The sequence below is a fragment of the Roseateles sp. GW823-FHT07B05 genome (genome assembly GCF_058794515.1).
In genome coordinates, this window is record NZ_JBXAGX010000001.1 from 632132 (window position 1) to 649371 (window position 17240).

At 61.5% G+C, this 17240-nt stretch carries 11 protein-coding genes and 7 tRNA genes; 16 read left to right on the plus strand and 2 right to left on the minus strand.

What is annotated here, in order from left to right; translation table 11 throughout:
- The first annotated feature begins 13 nt into the window (after positions 1 to 13).
- The 16 genes from AC1Q7O_RS02560 to AC1Q7O_RS02635 all read left to right on the plus strand — a co-directional run bounded on the left by AC1Q7O_RS02560 (position 14) and on the right by AC1Q7O_RS02635 (position 15831).
- On the plus strand, positions 14 to 3199 hold the full coding sequence (locus tag AC1Q7O_RS02560; RefSeq protein WP_492658559.1) for an efflux RND transporter permease subunit: 3186 nt from the start codon (positions 14 to 16) through the stop codon (positions 3197 to 3199).
- Between the two features lie 287 nt (positions 3200 to 3486).
- Positions 3487 to 3573, plus strand: a tRNA-Leu gene (locus tag AC1Q7O_RS02565).
- Between the two features lie 28 nt (positions 3574 to 3601).
- Entirely contained in the window at positions 3602 to 4915 is a 1314-nt protein-coding gene (gene tig, locus AC1Q7O_RS02570) for a trigger factor (RefSeq protein ID WP_492658558.1), read from the plus strand.
- Between the two features lie 107 nt (positions 4916 to 5022).
- On the plus strand, positions 5023 to 5631 hold the full coding sequence (clpP, locus tag AC1Q7O_RS02575; RefSeq protein WP_492658557.1) for an ATP-dependent Clp endopeptidase proteolytic subunit ClpP: 609 nt from the start codon (positions 5023 to 5025) through the stop codon (positions 5629 to 5631).
- 124 nt (positions 5632 to 5755) lie between these two features.
- A complete protein-coding gene (gene clpX / locus AC1Q7O_RS02580; RefSeq protein WP_394397098.1) occupies positions 5756 to 7024 on the plus strand; it encodes an ATP-dependent Clp protease ATP-binding subunit ClpX in 1269 nt (422 codons plus the stop codon).
- A gap of 69 nt (positions 7025 to 7093) precedes the next feature.
- Positions 7094 to 9508: an endopeptidase La gene (lon, locus tag AC1Q7O_RS02585; RefSeq protein WP_492658556.1), complete on the plus strand. Its 2415-nt coding sequence runs from the start codon at positions 7094 to 7096 to the stop codon at positions 9506 to 9508.
- A gap of 116 nt (positions 9509 to 9624) precedes the next feature.
- Positions 9625 to 9700 (plus strand) — tRNA-Gly (locus AC1Q7O_RS02590).
- Positions 9701 to 9772: 72 nt separating this feature from the next.
- Positions 9773 to 9846 (plus strand) — tRNA-Cys (locus AC1Q7O_RS02595).
- Positions 9847 to 9856: 10 nt separating this feature from the next.
- A tRNA-Gly gene (locus tag AC1Q7O_RS02600) sits at positions 9857 to 9932 on the plus strand.
- Between the two features lie 49 nt (positions 9933 to 9981).
- Positions 9982 to 10057 (plus strand) — tRNA-Gly (locus tag AC1Q7O_RS02605).
- A 75-nt stretch (positions 10058 to 10132) separates the two neighbouring features.
- Positions 10133 to 10210 (plus strand) — tRNA-Leu (locus AC1Q7O_RS02610).
- A gap of 80 nt (positions 10211 to 10290) precedes the next feature.
- Positions 10291 to 10376, plus strand: a tRNA-Leu gene (locus tag AC1Q7O_RS02615).
- Positions 10377 to 10408: 32 nt separating this feature from the next.
- On the plus strand, positions 10409 to 11839 hold the full coding sequence (locus AC1Q7O_RS02620; protein ID WP_492658555.1) for a site-specific integrase: 1431 nt from the start codon (positions 10409 to 10411) through the stop codon (positions 11837 to 11839).
- Complete coding sequence (locus AC1Q7O_RS02625) at positions 11836 to 13527, plus strand: hypothetical protein (RefSeq protein WP_492662660.1); 1692 nt, start codon at positions 11836 to 11838, stop codon at positions 13525 to 13527. The genes AC1Q7O_RS02620 and AC1Q7O_RS02625 overlap by 4 nt, the downstream gene beginning before the upstream one ends.
- A complete protein-coding gene (locus tag AC1Q7O_RS02630; protein WP_492658553.1) occupies positions 13524 to 15461 on the plus strand; it encodes a hypothetical protein in 1938 nt (645 codons plus the stop codon). Before AC1Q7O_RS02625 ends, AC1Q7O_RS02630 begins: the two co-directional genes overlap by 4 nt.
- Entirely contained in the window at positions 15454 to 15831 is a 378-nt protein-coding gene (locus tag AC1Q7O_RS02635; RefSeq protein WP_492658552.1) for a hypothetical protein, read from the plus strand. Before AC1Q7O_RS02630 ends, AC1Q7O_RS02635 begins: the two co-directional genes overlap by 8 nt.
- Before the next feature lie 275 nt (positions 15832 to 16106).
- On the opposite strand, the gene AC1Q7O_RS02640 is transcribed toward AC1Q7O_RS02635, so the two are convergent.
- Positions 16107 to 16322, minus strand: coding sequence for a putative motility protein (locus tag AC1Q7O_RS02640; protein ID WP_492658551.1), 216 nt, complete (start codon positions 16320 to 16322; stop codon positions 16107 to 16109).
- Positions 16323 to 16365: 43 nt separating this feature from the next.
- Complete coding sequence (murI, locus tag AC1Q7O_RS02645) at positions 16366 to 17166, minus strand: glutamate racemase (protein WP_492658550.1); 801 nt, start codon at positions 17164 to 17166, stop codon at positions 16366 to 16368.
- Positions 17167 to 17240 lie beyond the last annotated feature (74 nt).

Consider the following 17240-nt stretch of genomic DNA (forward strand, 5'->3'; position numbering starts at 1 on the left):
GCCGGGAGCGCGCATGAACATCCCTCCCGACAAGGCCGCGCTGGGCGACCGCTTCAACGTTTCGCGCTGGGCGCTGGAGCACCCGGCGCTGACGCGCTACCTGATGGTGGTGCTGATGGTGATGGGCTTCGCCGCCTACTTCCAGCTGGGCCAGGACGAAGACCCGCCGTTCACCTTCCGCGCGATGGTCATCCAGGCCTTCTGGCCGGGCGCCACGGCGCAGCAGATGGCCGACCAGGTCACCGACAAGATCGAGAAGACGCTGCAGGAGGTGAACCACGCGGACAAGATCCGCTCGTACACCAAGCCGGGCGAGTCGCTGACGGTGTTCCAGGTCAAGGACAACACGCCGCCCAAGGAGGTGTCCGAGACCTGGTACCAGGTGCGCAAGAAGATCGGCGACATGCGCGTCACGCTGCCGCAGGGCGTGCTGGGCCCCGTCTTCAACGACGAGTTCGGCGACGTCTACGGCTCCATCTACGCGCTGTCCGCCGACGGCTTCAGCCGCGAGGAGCTGCGCGAGCACGCCGACCGCATGCGCCAGGCGCTGCTGCAGGTGAAGGACGTGGCCAAGGTGGAGATCTTCGGCGTGCAGCCCGAAAAGCTCTTCATCGAGGTGTCGCAGAAGCGCCTGGCCCAGCTGGGCCTGGACTTCAGCCAGGTCATCGCGCAGATCGGCGCGCAGAACGCCGTGGAGAGCGCCGGTGTGCTGAACGCCGGCAGCGCGAACTTCCAGATCCGCGTGCAGGGGCAGTTCACGTCGGCCCAGGCGCTGGCCGAGGTGCCCATCCGCGGCGTCAACCCGCAGACCGGCGTGGCCAGCCAGCTGCGCCTGGGCGACATCGCCGAGATCAAGCGCGCCTACGTGGACCCGCCAGCGGTCACGGTGCGCCACCAGGGCAAGGAAGTGCTGGCCCTGGGCATCTCCATGGCCAAGGGCGGCGACATCATCGCCATGGGCAAGGCGCTGAACGTGGCTGTCAAGGCCTTCGAGCGGGAACTGCCGGCCGGCATCCAGCTGGAGCAGGTGCAGGACCAGCCCAAGGCCGTCACCACGTCGGTGGGCGAGTTCGTGCACGTGCTCATCGAGGCCGTCGTCATCGTGCTGGCCGTGAGCTTCATTTCGCTTGGCCTGCACACGCGGCCGCTGCGCATCGACGTCTGGCCGGGGCTGGTGGTCGCCATCACCATCCCGCTGGTGCTGGCCATCACCTTCGTCACGATGTTCTATTGGGGCGTGGGCCTGCACAAGATCTCGCTCGGGTCGCTGATCATCGCGCTGGGTCTGCTGGTGGACGACGCCATCATTGCCGTCGAGATGATGGTGCGCAAGCTCGAAGAGGGCTACGACAAGATGCACGCCGCCACCTTCGCCTACGACGTGACGGCCATGCCCATGCTGACCGGCACGCTGATCACGGCGGTGGGCTTCCTGCCCATCGGCCTGGCCAAGTCCACCGTGGGCGAGTACACGTTCGCCATCTTTGCCGTGACGGCCGCGTCCCTCGTCATCTCGTGGGTGGTGTCGGTCTACTTCGTGCCCTACCTGGGCGCGCTGCTGCTGAAGAGCAAGCAGCACGGGGAGGGCGAGGTGCACGAGCTGTTCGACACGCCGTTCTATAACCGCTTCCGCAGGGTGGTGCGCTGGTGCGTGGAGAACCGCTGGAAGACCATCGGCATCACGCTGCTGGTGTTCGCTCTGGGCATCGTCGGCATGGGCCGTGTGCAGCAGCAGTTCTTCCCCGACTCCAGCCGGCCCGAGGTGCTGGTGGATCTGTGGCTGCCGGAGGGCTCCACCATCCAGGAGACCGAGGCGCTGGCCAAGCGCTTCGAGGCGCGCATGCTGAAGGAACCCAGCATCTCGACCGTGACCGCCTGGGTGGGCTCGGGCCTGCCGCGCTTCTACCTGCCGCTGGACCAGATCTTCCCGCAGGCCAACGTGACGCAGTTCATCCTGCTGCCCAAGGACCTGGCGGCCCGGGAGGAGTTGCGCAAGCGTCTGCCCATCGTGCTGGCCGATGAGTTCCCGGACGCGCGCGGGCGGGTCAAGCTGCTGCCCAACGGTCCGCCCATCCCGTACCCCGTCCAGTTCCGGGTCACCGGGGCCGACCCCAAGGTCGTGCGCGACTGGGCCGACAAGGCCAAGGGCATCCTGCGCACCAGCCCCAACATGCGCGGCGTCAACGACAACTGGAACGAGAACGTCAAGACGCTGCGTCTGACGGTGGATCAGGACAAGGCGCGGGCGCTGGGGGTCAGCAGCCAGGTGCTGGCGCAGTCGGCGCGCACGATGCTGTCGGGCAACGTCATCGGCCAGTACCGCGAGGCCGACAAGCTCATCGACATCGTGCTGCGCCAGCCGGCCGACGAGCGCGCCGTCATCACCGACATCGCCAACGCCTACGTGCCGACGAGCACCGGCCGTGCCATCCCGCTGACGCAGATCGCCAAGGTCGAGTTCGACTGGGAGCCGGGCGTGATGTGGCGCGAGAGCCGGCTCTACGCCGTCACCGTGCAGGGCGACGTTGCCGAAGGCCTGCAGGGCGCGACGGTCACGAAGGAGGTCTGGCCCAAGCTGGACGAACTGCAGAAGCAGATGCCTACCGGCTACAGCATCCAGATCGCCGGTGCGGTCGAGGAGAGCAGCAAGGGCCAGGGCTCCATCGCCGCGGGCGTGCCCATCATGCTGTTCATCACCTTCACGCTGCTGATGCTGCAGCTGCACAGCTTCAGCCGCGCGATGCTGGTGTTCCTGACCGGGCCGCTGGGCATTGCCGGCGTCGCGATGGCGCTGCTGCTGCTGAACCGGCCATTCGGCTTCGTCGCGCTGCTGGGCGTCATCGCACTGATGGGCATGATCATGCGCAACTCGGTCATCCTGATCGACCAGATCGAGCAGGACCGCGCCCGCGGCGTGCCGGACTGGTCGGCCATCGTCGAGTCGGCGGTGCGGCGCTTCCGCCCCATCGTGCTGACGGCCGCGGCGGCCGTGCTGGCCATGATCCCGCTGTCGCGCAGCGTGTTCTGGGGTCCGATGGCCGTGGCCATCATGGGCGGCCTCATCGTCGCGACCGTGCTGACGCTGCTGGCGCTGCCGGCCATGTACGCGGCCTGGTTCCGCGTCGTGCGGCCGCGCGAGGAAGAGCAGAGCCGCCTGCACAGCCAGTTCGTCGACAGCGAAATTCCCGACCCGGCTTGAACTTCGTGTTCGGGCCGAGCGCTGGGCCGCTCCCGAGCCGGCCCGCTTGGGGCTGCTGGCGGCTCGATGCCGCGAGCAGCCGCGTCCCCGCGGGGGACCGGCCGGACTGGCCCGCGTTCAGCGGCGCCAGGCTGGACGAGGGGCTCACTTTTCCTAGGGTTTTGCCGCCCCGCACGCCGGGGCGGCTGGCAAGTCGTGCGAGGTCGCTACAATCGCCGGTTTGCCGAATCGCCCGAATCGTGTCTAAAGGGTTGCTCCCGTAGCAGCCCAACCAGAACCAACCCGTTGCGCGGGTGGCGAAATTGGTAGACGCACCAGGTTTAGGTCCTGACGCCTTCACGGGCGTGCCGGTTCGAGTCCGGCCCCGCGCACCACTGTCCTTCAACTGTTCCCGAGTCCATCATGGCCGTCACCGTCGAAACCCTTGAAAAGCTGGAACGCCGCATCACCCTGCACGTGGCGGCCGCTGAGATCAACAGCGAAGTCGAAGCCCGCCTCAAGAAGCTGGCTCGCACCGTCAAGGCCGACGGCTTCCGCCCCGGCAAGGTGCCGATGAACGTCGTCGCCCAGCGCTACGGCTACTCGGTGCAATACGAAGTCGTCAACGACAAGCTCGGCGCCGCCTTCAACAACGCCGCCAACGAAGCGCAGCTGCGCGTCGCCGGCATGCCCCGCATCGAGCAGAAGGACCAGGCCCCCGAAGGCCAGATGGCCTTCGACGCCACCTTCGAGGTCTACCCCGAAGTCAAGATCGGTGATCTGGCCGCTGCCGAAGTCGAGCGCGTCACCAGCGAAGTCACCGAAGAAGCCATCGACAAGACCGTCGAGATCCTGCGCAAGCAGCGTCGCAGCTTCGCCCAGCGCGCCGCCGCCGACGTGGCTGCCGCCGGTGACCGCGTCACCATCGACTTCGAAGGCAAGATCGACGGCGAGCCCTTCCAGGGCGGCAAGGCCGAAGGCTTCCAGTTCCTGATCGGCGAAGGCCAGATGCTGGAGCAGTTCGACGCCGCCGTGCGTGGCATGAAGGCTGGCGAGAGCAAGACCTTCCCGCTGCAGTTCCCCGAGGACTATCACGGCAAGGACGTCGCCGGCAAGGAAGCCGACTTCCTGGTCACCGTCAAGAAGATCGAAGCCCAGCACCTGCCCGAAGTGAACGAGGCGTTCGCCAAGTCGCTGGGCATCAAGGACGCTTCCGTCGAAGCCCTGCGCGCCGACATCAAGAAGAACCTGGAGCGCGAGGTGAAGTTCCGCGTGCTGGCTCGCAACAAGGGCGCCGTCATGGACGCGCTGGTGGCCGTGTCCGAGCTGGACGTGCCCAACGCGCTGGTGCAGGGTGAGGCCGAGCGCATGGTCGGCCAGGCCCGTGAAGACCTGAAGAAGCGTGGTGTGAAGGACGCCGACAAGGCCGAGATCCCCGCCGACATCTTCAAGCCCCAAGCCGAGCGCCGCGTGCGCCTGGGCCTGGTGGTTGCCGAACTGGTGCGCGCCAACAACCTGCAGGCCAAGCCGGCCCAGCTGCAGTCGCACATCGAAGAGCTGTCGCAGAGCTACGAGAAGCCCGCTGAAGTCATGCGCTGGTACCTGAGCGACCGCGAGCGCATGGCCGAAGTCGAGGCCGTCGTCGTCGAGAACAACGTCACCGACTTCGTGCTTACCACCGCCAAGGTCACCGACAAGGCCCTGCCGTTCGACGAGCTGATGGCCCAGGGCAACTGAAAGCCCTTCGCATGACGAAGGCGCCGCGCCGCAAGGCCCGGCGCCTTTTTACTTGCGTGGCCATAATCCGCCCCCATAACAGACGTAATTGATTTCCAAGGACCTGAATGAGCGCGCTTGAAACCAGCAACCTGGGCATGGTGCCCATGGTCATCGAACAGTCGGGACGCGGCGAGCGCGCCTACGACATCTACTCGCGCCTGCTGCGCGAGCGCATCATCTTCCTGGTCGGCCCGGTCAACGACGCGGTTGCCAACCTGGTCGTCGCCCAGTTGCTGTTCCTGGAGAGCGAGAACCCCGACAAGGAAATCTCGCTCTACATCAACAGCCCCGGCGGCAGCGTGTCGGCCGGCATGTCCATCTTCGACACGATGAACTTCATCAAGCCCGAGGTGTCGACGCTGTGCATGGGCATGGCGGCCAGCATGGGTGCGTTCCTGCTGGCGGCCGGCGCCAAGGGCAAGCGCTTCTCGCTGCCCAACGCCAAGGTGATGATTCACCAGCCGCTGGGCGGCGCACAGGGCCAGGCGACCGACATCGAGATCCATGCGCGTGAAATCCTGAAGACTCGCGAGGCGCTGAACCGCATCCTGGCCGAGCGCACGGGCCAGACGCTGGAGAAAATCCAGTCGGACACCGAACGCGACTACTTCATGTCCGCCGCCGAGGCGCAGACCTACGGCCTGATCGACCAGGTGCTGGAACATCGCCCCTGAGTCCTGAAGGGCCGTCGCCGGCCTCCGGAATCACAGCGAAATCGGGACCCTTATCCCCACAAGGGTCCCGAGATCGTTTGGACTATCATCATTCGAGGCATTCCGCCTCTCATTGAGCAGTTTCATGGCCGAGAAAAAAGGCACCTCCAGCGAGAAAGTTCTGTACTGCTCCTTCTGCGGCAAGAGCCAGCACGAGGTGAAGAAGCTGATCGCCGGCCCGTCCGTCTTCATCTGCGACGAGTGCATCGAGCTGTGCAACGACATCGTCCGTGACGAGATCCCCGCGCCGGCTCCCGCTGCGCGCGCTGGCAAGTCCGACCTGCCCGTGCCCAGCGAGATCAAGTCCAGCCTGGACCAGTACGTCATCGGCCAGGACGTCGCCAAGCGCACGCTGGCCGTGGCCGTCTACAACCACTACAAGCGCCTGCGCCACATGGCGACGGCCAAGGAATCGGTCGAGCTGTCCAAGAGCAACATCCTCTTGATCGGCCCCACCGGCTCCGGCAAGACGCTGCTGGCGCAGACGCTGGCGCGCCTGCTGAACGTGCCGTTCGTGATCGCCGATGCGACGACGCTGACCGAAGCCGGCTACGTCGGCGAGGACGTCGAGAACATCATCCAGAAGCTGCTGCAGAACTGCAATTACGACGTCGAGCGTGCGCAGCGCGGCATCGTCTACATCGACGAGATCGACAAGATCTCGCGCAAGGCCGACAACCCGTCCATCACGCGCGACGTGTCCGGCGAAGGCGTGCAGCAGGCGCTGCTCAAGCTCGTCGAAGGCACGATGGCGTCGGTGCCGCCGCAGGGCGGCCGCAAGCACCCGAACCAGGATTTCCTGCAGATCGACACGACCAACATCCTGTTCATCTGCGGCGGCGCGTTCGACGGCCTGGAGAAGGTCATCCAGAACCGCAGCGAGAAGTCCGGCATCGGCTTCGGCGCTACCGTGAAGAGCAAGTCCGACAAGAAGGTCGGCGAGGTCTTCCGCCAGTGCGAGCCCGAGGACATCATCAAGTTCGGCCTCATCCCCGAACTCGTCGGCCGCCTGCCCGTCGTCGCCACACTCGGCGAGCTGACCGAAGACGCGTTGGTGCAGATCCTCACCGAGCCCAAGAACGCGCTGGTCAAGCAGTACCAGCAGTTGTTCGAGATGGACGGCGTCGAGCTCGAAATCCGCAAGCCGGCCCTCGCCGCCATCGCCCGCAAGGCGTTGGCGCGCAAGACCGGTGCGCGGGGGCTGCGCTCCATCATGGAGCAGTCGCTGATCGACACCATGTTCGACCTGCCGGCGCTGGAAGGCGTCGAGAAGGTCGTGCTGGACGAGCACAACATCGAGGACGCGTCGGCACGTCCCTTGCTGGTTTACCGCGAACAGAAGGCCAGCGCGTAAACCGCACCAAGCCCTCAACTTGCAATCGCCCCCTCAGGCCGCACATCGGCCTGAGAAAGAGAGGTCTTCATGTCCGGACACCCCATCCTCCCCGCCGACCCGATCACGCTGCCGCTGCTGCCGCTGCGTGACGTGGTCGTGTTCCCGCACATGGTCATCCCGCTGTTCGTCGGGCGCCCCAAGTCCATCAAGGCGCTGGAAGCCGCGATGGAAGCTGGCCGCCAGATCATGCTGGTGGCCCAGAAGGCCGCCGGCAAGGACGAGCCCAAGCCCGAAGACATGTTCGAGGTCGGCTGCGTCTCCAGCATCCTGCAGATGCTGAAGCTGCCCGATGGCACCGTGAAGGTGCTGGTCGAGGGCCTGCAGCGCGCCACCACCAGCGCCATCACGGAGCCGGGCGAGCACTTCGTCGCCGAAGTCACGCCCATCCCGCCCGAGACCGAGCATGCGCCCGAAGTCGAGGCCCTGCGCCGCGCCGTGACGCAGCAGTTCGACCAGTACGTCAAGCTCAACAAGAAGATCCCGCCCGAGATCCTCACGTCCATCGGCGGCATCGACGATCCGGGCCGCCTGGCCGACACCATCGCCGCGCACCTGCCGCTCAAGCTCGACGCCAAGCAGGCCGTGCTGGACTTGGCCGACGTCGCCAAGCGCCTGGAGAAGCTGCTCGATCTGCTCGAGCACGAAGTCGACATCCTGCAGGTCGAAAAGCGCATCCGTGGCCGCGTCAAGCGCCAGATGGAGAAGAGCCAGCGCGAGTACTACCTGAACGAGCAGGTCAAGGCCATTCAGAAGGAACTCGGCGACGGCGAAGAAGGCGCCGACATGGAGGAGCTCGAGAAGAAGATCCTCGCCGCCAAGATGCCCAAGGAGGCGCGCAAGAAGGCCGACGCCGAGCTGAAGAAGCTCAAGCTGATGTCGCCGATGTCCGCCGAAGCCACGGTGGTGCGCAACTACATCGACACGCTGGTCAACCTGCCCTGGAGCAAGAAGACCAAGATCAAGCACGACCTCAAGAACGCCGAGGACGTGCTGAACGAAGACCACTACGGCCTTGAGAAGGTCAAGGACCGCATCCTTGAATATCTCGCGGTGCAGCAGCGCGTCGACAAGGTCAAGGCGCCCATCCTGTGCCTGGTCGGCCCTCCGGGCGTCGGCAAGACGTCGCTCGGCCAGAGCGTGGCGCGTGCCACCGGCCGCAAGTTCATCCGCATGGCGCTGGGCGGCGTGCGCGATGAAGCCGAGATCCGTGGCCACCGCCGCACCTACATCGGCTCCATGCCGGGCAAGGTGCTGCAGTCGCTGACCAAGGTCGGCACGCGCAATCCGCTGTTCCTGCTCGACGAGATCGACAAGCTGGGCATGGACTTCCGCGGCGACCCGTCGTCGGCGCTGCTGGAGGTGCTGGACCCCGAGCAGAACCACACCTTCGGAGACCACTATATCGAGGTCGACTTCGACCTGTCCGATGTGATGTTCGTGGCCACGTCGAACTCGATGAACATCCCGCCGGCGCTGCTGGACCGGATGGAAGTGATCCGCCTGTCGGGCTACACCGAGGACGAGAAGGTCAACATCGCGCAGACCTACCTGCTGCCCAAGCAACGCAAGAACAACGGCGTGCTGGATGAGGAACTGGACGTCACCGAGTCGGCCGTGCGTGGCGTGATCCGCTACTACACCCGTGAAGCGGGCGTGCGTTCGCTCGAGCGCGAGATGTCCAAGATCTGCCGCAAGGTGGTCAAGGGCATCCAGCTCAAGACCTACGACAGCAAGGTCGTCGTCACGGAAGACAACCTCCACGAGTTCCTCGGCGTGCGCAAGTACGACTTCGGTCGTGCCGAGAAGAAGAACCAGGTCGGCCAGGTTGTCGGCCTCGCGTGGACCGAAGTGGGCGGTGACCTGCTGACCATTGAAGCCACCGCGATGCCGGGCAAGGGCAACATCATCCGCACCGGCTCGCTGGGCGATGTGATGAAGGAGTCCGTTGAGGCCGCCCGCACGGTGGTGCGTTCACGCGCCCGCCGCCTGGGCATCAAGGACGAGGTCTTCGAGAAGCGCGATGTTCACGTGCACGTGCCGGACGGCGCCACGCCCAAGGACGGCCCGAGCGCGGGTGCGGCGATGACGACGGCCTTCGTGTCGGCACTGACCGGTATTCCCGTGCGTGCCGACGTCGCGATGACCGGCGAGATCACGTTGCGTGGTGAAGTCACCGCCATCGGTGGCCTGAAGGAGAAGCTGCTGGCGGCTCACCGCGGCGGCATCAAGACCGTGATGATCCCGGAAGAGAACGTCAAGGACCTGCAGGACATTCCGGAGAACGTGAAGAACCAGCTCGAGATCGTGCCGGTTCGCTGGATCGAGCGTGTGCTGGAAGTCGCCCTGGAAGCCGTGCCGACACCGCTGCCCGACGAGGAAGTGCCCGTCGCGGCGGCCAAGCCGGAAGAGGGCGCGGCCAAGAGCGCGACGGTGCCGCACTGAAAAATTGCGATTCGCTTGCAATCCGGCCTAAAACTGGATTAAACTTCCAGCTTCGCTAGATCGCTGACAGCAATCGAAGAGATGTAGCGAAATTGCCCGGCGAAAGTCGGCGCAATGCGGGTGTAGCTCAGTTGGTAGAGCGCAACCTTGCCAAGGTTGAGGTCACGAGTTCGAGCCTCGTTACCCGCTCCAGTTTTAAGAAAGGGAAGCCCCGGCTTCCCTTTTTCGTCAAAGTCGCACCAACGGCTTTGATTCGGTTTTTTTGGCGCGATAGCAAATCGGTTATGCCCCGGATTGCAAATCCGGTTAGCCCGGTTCGACTCCGGGTCGCGCCTCCAAAGCACTCAAGCGGGTGTAGCTCAGTTGGTAGAGCGCAACCTTGCCAAGGTTGAGGTCACGAGTTCGAGCCTCGTTACCCGCTCCAGTTAAAAATCGGTCGCACCGATGTTTGATCGCGAGATCAGGCGAAATGCGCGGGTGTAGCTCAGTTGGTAGAGCGCAACCTTGCCAAGGTTGAGGTCACGAGTTCGAGCCTCGTTACCCGCTCCAAATTCACGGGAGATTCGAGCAATCGAGTCTCCCGTTTTCTTTTGTGCGGCCGCAGATAATCCGGCCCGCGGCCCGGGTGGCGAAATCGGTAAACGCAGCGGACTTAAAATCCGCCGCCCTCAACAGGCGTACGGGTTCAAGTCCCGTCTACGAGCATCTTTTGACCCCTGGCACGGTACGAGCATCTTCCTGTAAAGTGGACAGCTACGCATAGTCGTCGATGTCCATCCAAGGCTGGGGTGGCGAAATCGGTATACGCAGCGGACTTAAAATCCGCCGAGGGTAAATCCTCGTACGGGTTCGAGTCCCGTCCCCAGCACATAGGGTAGGCATTGACTCTTCGGAGCAAGAATGCCTATCACGCCGAGCGCCGAGCGCTTGCCAGTGCTGCAAATCACTCGCGTCTCTGAAACGCCGCAATTGAATGCGAAGAGTGTCCAGCTATCTGCGGGAGGCAGAGAGCGCCACTATTACCGCGCTGTAGTAGATTCAAAAACTACTCGCGGGACAAAGTTCTTCAAGTTCCCAGTAGTTAAGAATGGCGATGGCAGCCCCTGGGCGGTGGCTTGCTTGTACCTGCTTGATCGCGCGAAACTGCGCCCGTGGGCGATGGAGACGCTAGGCTCTATTGCCAGCGATCTCGCCCATTACAAAACTTTTCTCGAAGACTTCGGGTTCGAATGGGACGAGTTTGATTCCGCAGAACCGTTTTCATTGCCTACGTATCAGTATCGAGCGCACCTGCTTCACGAGCTGAAGATCGGCAACGTGGGGCAGAGCGTCGCTAGTCGAAGAATGTCCGCGGTAATAGCGCTGTACCGGCATCTTCAAAAGCAGGAGCGATACGGATTTCGGCCAGCATTCTCTCCCTGGCAAGACAAGTCTGTGAGCATCACTTTCAGAGATGCTCAGGGCTTTGAGCAAAGCATGGGAGTAACAACGACCGACATTAGTATCGCAGCGCCGCTCTCATCTGATCCTTGGGATACTTCCATCGATGACGGCGCGAAGCTACGACCTCTCCCTCAAGTAGAGCAGCAGGCATTAATTTCCGCGCTTCAGGAAATCGGAAATACCGAGATGTCGCTTATCCATGAGACGGCGCTACTTACCGGGGCGCGAGCGCAAACAGTTCTGACGTTTCGCTTGAAGCACTTCAGTCGAGCCCCAAGCGAAATCAGAGGCGACTACAAGTTGCGCTGCGGGCCTGGCACAGGTATAGATACGAAGCGAGGAAAACCCGGCGTCTATCTAACCATTCCAAAGCCATTTTACGAGCGGCTCTACACCTATATGCAGAGTGAAAGGGCGCGGCGGCGTCGAGACAAGTCTGCGCTCAAAGATTCAGACGAAAACTACTTTTTCCTTACGCAGCACGGCAACCCTTTCTACGAAGGTGTTGATGACCGAAACGGTGAGCGGGAAAATGACAAACCGCTGAAGTCAGCGAAGATTGCACAGGGGGTGCGAAACTTCATCCTAGAGCGCGTGATACCTCTGATGAGGCATAAGCTTTCAAACCCAAATTATTCGTACCGATTTCATGATATGCGGGCGACGTTTGGAATGAACTTCGTGGACTTCTTTGAAAAAGAAGTGGACGGAAATCCAGAAAAGCGAAAGTGGGTCATGAACCAGCTGCGAGAGCTGATGTGGCATAAGAACGTGCAAACGACAATGAAATACATTGACTACCGCCGCAATCTTCACATGCTTACAAGTGCCGAAGAGGGTTGGGGGGCGCACCTGATCAAAATGCTTTCGGAGAAAGCAGAAGAATGACCTTCGCGAAGGAGGCGTTAAAGAGTCGCGTCATACTGAAATTCCCCTTTGACGTGATACCGGACATCCTAACGCCGTCCAAGCTGGTGCTTGAGATAAGCGGATCTAGGAGCTCTCATGTTTGGACTTGGTGCTATCTGAACAGAGACACAACTAACAGGCATCCGCAGAATTGGATCATCGATCCCTCGTCTCGCTGCGACAAGCGAGCTGCAGGAATCGCAAAGGTGCTCCCACTTATTAGCCGGCAAGCCGAAACAGCCGGGTGGCGACCGCGGACAATCGAAACTCATCTCGGGGACTTTGGATCTTTCCTAGCTTGGGTGGATCGCGAAGAGCACGCAAATAGATACGATAGGATTTTCGAAGACGCATCATGCGCATTGGGAGCCCTCGGCGCCTACAACGAATACGGCAAATCATTGGTTCGCAACGGAGCACGAAAAAACAATTCAGTAGCTCAGCCTATTCAGACAACTCACAAGTTTCTTCAGCTGACTCACGGGCGAAATTTCGCTGAGAGCCTATCGCTATTGATGAGTAAGAGAAGGTCGGGTTCTACTGCAGTTCCATTGCAGAGTGACAGCGAGGCTTATCTGAGGATCGTCGCTCAGTTCTTCGATCAATCAGTAGAAGCAGTCTTATCATCAGACCCGATGGCGAGCACCGCAAAAGCTGCCGATGCTGACGTTTCTGATAGAAAGGCAGGCGGCAAGTGGGATACGGCAATCGCTGCTTCGTTGTGCATCGCCGCCCTGGCACTTGCCGATTCTGGTGCAAACCTTGCGCAGTTTCTGGGTCTGCAATTCGATGACGAGATTGTTGAGCAACTGCAGAAGCCCGAAGTGTCCACAGCTCGAAAGAGGGTGGTGAAGTTTCGAGCCGGTGGCAAGCTTGTGCCGCTTACGTTTACGCTGGCGACAGTGACACGTTTGAGGAAATACCTGCCTCTGCGTGAGTGGATGCTGAAAGGGCAACAGTGCGAGGCGCTCTTCATCGCTCAGAACCGTGAGCGAAAACCCGTTGGCATCGCTAGAAACTTCTTGCCTGCGCTGCGTCGGCACCTGGGGACGCGCGGACTAGAACTGGCCAACATATCCGCCAGGGAGTGGCGATCGCACAAGCAGGACTACCTCGTCCGCAACGAGCCGCTGCCGGTCGCGGCAGCGATCATGGGCCACTCAATCGAAACCGCGTTGAGGGCGTACAGCAATGGCCGCAGAGGCGACCAGGCGGATGAACTCGGCGACTTTCTCGAGTCACTGGCCAAGCGCGCAACAGAAGGCTCTAGGACTCACGAAGAGACGCCCACTCCCGTTGGCGGGTGCTCGGGACACGGCGCGCCTGTCCCCGCGGCCTCCTCGGTGCCAATCGTCCCCGATTGCAAGCGCCAGGAAGGCTGTCTCTTCTGCAAAAAGTACCGTGTCTATGCAGACGAAATTGACATGAGGAAATTGCTGAGCTTCAGATACGCCCTTCGAAAGATTCATTGGATGCAGGGCACTAACGAACTTGTTGACCAAATCTACAGTCACGTGTCTAGCGTCTTGGATGGTTTGACGGCTGAATTGAAGGCTAAGAATGAACTACTGTTCTCTCGCGTTGAGGTGGAAGTCGATCAAGAGCACAAGTTGACGCCGTACTGGGCCGCGAAAATGCAGCAACTCGCTTTTCTAGGTTTCGCATGAACTTGCCACTGCTTCAACACGATAGTGGGATCGAGACAGGCGCTCCCAAGGTCTATTTCGATCCGGAAACTGTGACCACTCGGGACAGGCAAGGGAATGCCCTTTCGCGGTATCACGAAGATGTTTGGGACTACTCGGCTTCAACCAAACAAAAGAGTAAGCGCCTATATCACCTGACTGGATTTGAAGAGGGCGTGCAAGGCGACACGTCACAGCATGAGCGCGACTCACTACAGAAGTTGATTTTGGTGCAGACCAAGGCGCTTTTGTGGACATACATCCGGTCGAAGAACAAGGCTCCGGCGTTCGGAACTATCTACGGCGTCAACGTGACACTTAAGAAGTGGGCAATTCGCGCGATGGACGACCGCTTGTCTCTTTTCGACTTGTTGCGAGACGCGCAACTAGTTCTAGCGAAGATAGACACGGCGAATGATGGCGAGCTCGCTACGACGAGTGTTCTCTTAAAAACGCTCTATAAAAGCCGAGCGATATTCGGCGTGTCATTTGACGTGGAGGGCATACAGCAGGAAATCTCCAGGTTGCGCGAGGATTGCCCAGAGGATAAGCAAACACCGCTAATTCCGTCTGCTATTTATACGTCTATCCTCGGCGCCCTGATTACAAAGCTTGGCGAAATTGAATCGAGCCTAGATGATCTTCTTGATGCATTTGTTGAAAGCAGAAAAGCAACCGCGGCGATTCCAGACGAATTGACCGGCAGTGCAAGGGGGCGCTATCGCAAGCAAGCCCTTGAGGGAGTTTTCAGTTTTGCGCACAAGCTTGGGAAAGAGCCACGTAGCGGCACTGTTCACAACTTCCTTTGCTCGAAGATCGTGGAATGTCAGACAGCGCTGGTGGCAATCTGTCTCGCCTTTACCGGGATGCGTATTGGCGAAGTACTTCATCTTCCAAGAGACTGCCTTGTGTCTTTTGAGCATGGCGGAAAGCGTCATTGGCTTGCTCGCGGCATCACCTACAAGCTTGAGAATGGAGAGGCTCGTGAGACAAGCTGGGTAACCAACGACATAGGTCGTCGAGCCCTAGTTGCCGCCCAAAGGATCTCCATCGCGATGACCTCCGTCGCGGCAACTGGAACCCGCGAGGTTGAATATCCTTTGCTATTTTGCGGAACTGAGTCTGAATACTCTCGCCTGTCAAGTAGGTGGAAAGACCGCTGGGTTGAGCTCGTCGAGAGTGTTTGCCCAATTGTTTCAGAAGCTGACTTGTCTGAACTTGAACGAATGCAATTGGGTCGTGATTGGGAGCTGACTGGAATCCACATTGGCTTACGTTGGCCCATGAAGCCGCATCAATTCCGCCGAGCGCTGGCCGTCTACGCACACCGCAGTGGAATGGTCACCTTGCCTTCCCTGAAGGCACAGTTGCAGCACATCACCGAAGAGATGTCCATGTACTACTCTGCGGGATTCCAGAAGGCGGCTTCTCTGGTGTTCGACCCGGATCATTTCTCACACGAATGGAACTCTTCAAAAGCCGAATCGAGTTATTTTGGCTATGTGCTTGGGTTGCTGCTAAACGACGATGAACTCTTTGGCGGTGCAGCGACGTGGGCGCGCAGCGAGAAGGTGAGAGAGTCGTCTGTATCGGTTCATTCGCGCGAGCACGGTTTAGAGCTATTTAAACGCGGCGAGATGGCCTACCGCGAAACACCCCTAGGTGGATGCACGGCAACGGAAGAGTGCAAGACCAGTCCGCTCGCAGCGATTCCGTATGAATGCCTCAAAACGAACTGCAAGAACTTGGCAGTATTTGGCAAGCGTCTTGCACGTGTGATTGAGTCGCAGGAAGTCGTTGTTGCGGCGCTCGCTTTGTCAGATCACGGCTCTGTCGAGTACCGACTCGAAGCGGAGAACCTGCAAACGCTCTTGAGTGCCAGAACAAAGCTGAAGGAGGCGCCGGCGAATGTCTGATGCACTGGACGCCTATTACGCAGCGTTAGAGCGCCTTAAGAAGCGCGGAGCAAAGATCAATAACGACACGGTCGCGCTCGAAGCAGGCAATAAGAAGGGCTCGATAAAGCGCTCACGGCCGGTTTTCGATGAACTGATCAAGGCGATTGATGTAGCTGCGGCTGAGGTTGCGGAAAAGCGCGCGCAGCCGACAGCCAAGATCAAACAACTCAAGGACGATAAAAAGAGTTTGCAGCAGCTTCTCGATGAATCTATCGAGCGCGAAATCAATCTGCTAGATGAGATATATACCTTGAAGGCGCAGCTTGCGGCCTATGCCGCTGGCAAGATAGTGCCAATCAAGGGCGCCAAAGATTCCTCGAGACAATAATCTTTGAGAAGATATACCGGTGTAGAGAAGCATCGGTCGCTTGCCCCTGCAGAGCAGGGGGCGCGCGGTCAGCCCGCGCGACGACATGCGACGAACTACGGGCTCAGGAATGGACAATCCCGGGCTTTGTTGTCCATTTTGGCAGAAATTTGATGGACACACCTCTGCGCCCTAAGCTGTTGATTTTATTGGGCGCGTGCCTGTCCATTTTTGCGAAAGGCGCTAGTACCCGTCCCGGGCACCATCGTTGCGCTGAGCCGGCCGGGAGGTCGGTGTCAGGCGAACGTGTTCACATGGCGACCGACATTGCCCTGTGTGGCCAGTGCGGGCTGCTGGGGCAGGGCGTTCAGCAGCGCGACGGCGCCTTCGGCTTGCGTCTGCAGGGCCTGCTTGAGCATCAGCATGCTGGCGGCGGCCTGGACGGTGCCGGGCTCGCCGTTGGAGGCGCTGTTCGCGACCGCGGTGACGCTGGCGGAATTGGCGATGTTCATTTGTTCCCTATCGGCCGTCCCGGCGCCGACTTGAGTGCCGAATTCAGCGCGCCGCCGGCCAGCGGCGCACGTCCGGTTCGCGCCAGCCCAGCACGTGCTCTATCCAGCCACGCAGCGCAGTCGGGTCGCCACTGGTGTCGATGTGCAGTGTGGGCGGTCCGGTGTCTGGCTGCCACAAGTCTGCGGCCCGGCGGGCGACGGCCGTCTCGATGCGCAGCAACTGCACGTCGGCGCCCAGCGCTTCGCGCCACAGGGGCTCGATCAGCGGGTAATGCGTGCAGCCCAGCAGCGCCGTGTCGACGCCCGCCGCGCGCAGCGGCTCGCAGTGCTGCTGGACCAGCGTGCGCAGTTCGGCGCTGTCGAGGTCGCCGGCTTCGATGTGGTCGACGACGCCAGGGCAGCCCTGGACGATGACCTGTCGGTCGCCGGCATGGCGTTCGATCAGCGCACGCAGCCGTGCGCTGGCCGCCGTGGCGGCCGTGGCCAGCAGGCCGATGCGGCCGTTGCGCGAGGCCGCGACGGCGGGCTTGATGCCGGGTTCGGTGCCGACGAAGGGCAGGTCGGGCCAGCGCGCGCGCAAGGCCTCGATGGCATGGGCCGTCGCCGTGTTGCAGGCAATCACGATGAGGCCAGCACCTTGCTCGATGAGGTGCTCGGTGATGGCGAAGCTGCGGGCGCGGATGTCGTCCGGCGTGCGGGGGCCGTAGGGGGCGTAGGCCGTGTCGGCCAGGTAGCGCAGCCGGGCGCCGGGGATCAGCGTGCGCAGCTCGCGCAGCACCGTGAAGCCGCCGACGCCGGAATCGAAAACGCCGATCTCGCGGCGCGTGGGGGAGTCTGTCTGCATGGGCAAAAGCAGTCTAGCTTCACGGATTCGAGAGGCCTCTCCAAAAAGACTTGTCTCGACGCCGACGGCGCCAT

What these genes read in the sequence shown, in the direction of transcription:
- AC1Q7O_RS02560 (WP_492658559.1), top strand. Translation starts at nt 14, where the DNA reads ATGAACATCCCTCCCGACAAGGCCGCGCTGGGCGACCGCTTCAACGTT.
- tig (WP_492658558.1), top strand. Translation starts at nt 3,602, where the DNA reads ATGGCCGTCACCGTCGAAACCCTTGAAAAGCTGGAACGCCGCATCACC.
- clpP (WP_492658557.1), top strand. Translation starts at nt 5,023, where the DNA reads ATGAGCGCGCTTGAAACCAGCAACCTGGGCATGGTGCCCATGGTCATC.
- clpX (WP_394397098.1), top strand. Translation starts at nt 5,756, where the DNA reads ATGGCCGAGAAAAAAGGCACCTCCAGCGAGAAAGTTCTGTACTGCTCC.
- lon (WP_492658556.1), top strand. Translation starts at nt 7,094, where the DNA reads ATGTCCGGACACCCCATCCTCCCCGCCGACCCGATCACGCTGCCGCTG.
- AC1Q7O_RS02620 (WP_492658555.1), top strand. Translation starts at nt 10,409, where the DNA reads ATGCCTATCACGCCGAGCGCCGAGCGCTTGCCAGTGCTGCAAATCACT.
- AC1Q7O_RS02625 (WP_492662660.1), top strand. Translation starts at nt 11,836, where the DNA reads ATGACCTTCGCGAAGGAGGCGTTAAAGAGTCGCGTCATACTGAAATTC.
- AC1Q7O_RS02630 (WP_492658553.1), top strand. Translation starts at nt 13,524, where the DNA reads ATGAACTTGCCACTGCTTCAACACGATAGTGGGATCGAGACAGGCGCT.
- AC1Q7O_RS02635 (WP_492658552.1), top strand. Translation starts at nt 15,454, where the DNA reads ATGTCTGATGCACTGGACGCCTATTACGCAGCGTTAGAGCGCCTTAAG.
- AC1Q7O_RS02640 (WP_492658551.1), bottom strand. Translation starts at nt 16,322, where the DNA reads ATGAACATCGCCAATTCCGCCAGCGTCACCGCGGTCGCGAACAGCGCC.
- murI (WP_492658550.1), bottom strand. Translation starts at nt 17,166, where the DNA reads ATGCAGACAGACTCCCCCACGCGCCGCGAGATCGGCGTTTTCGATTCC.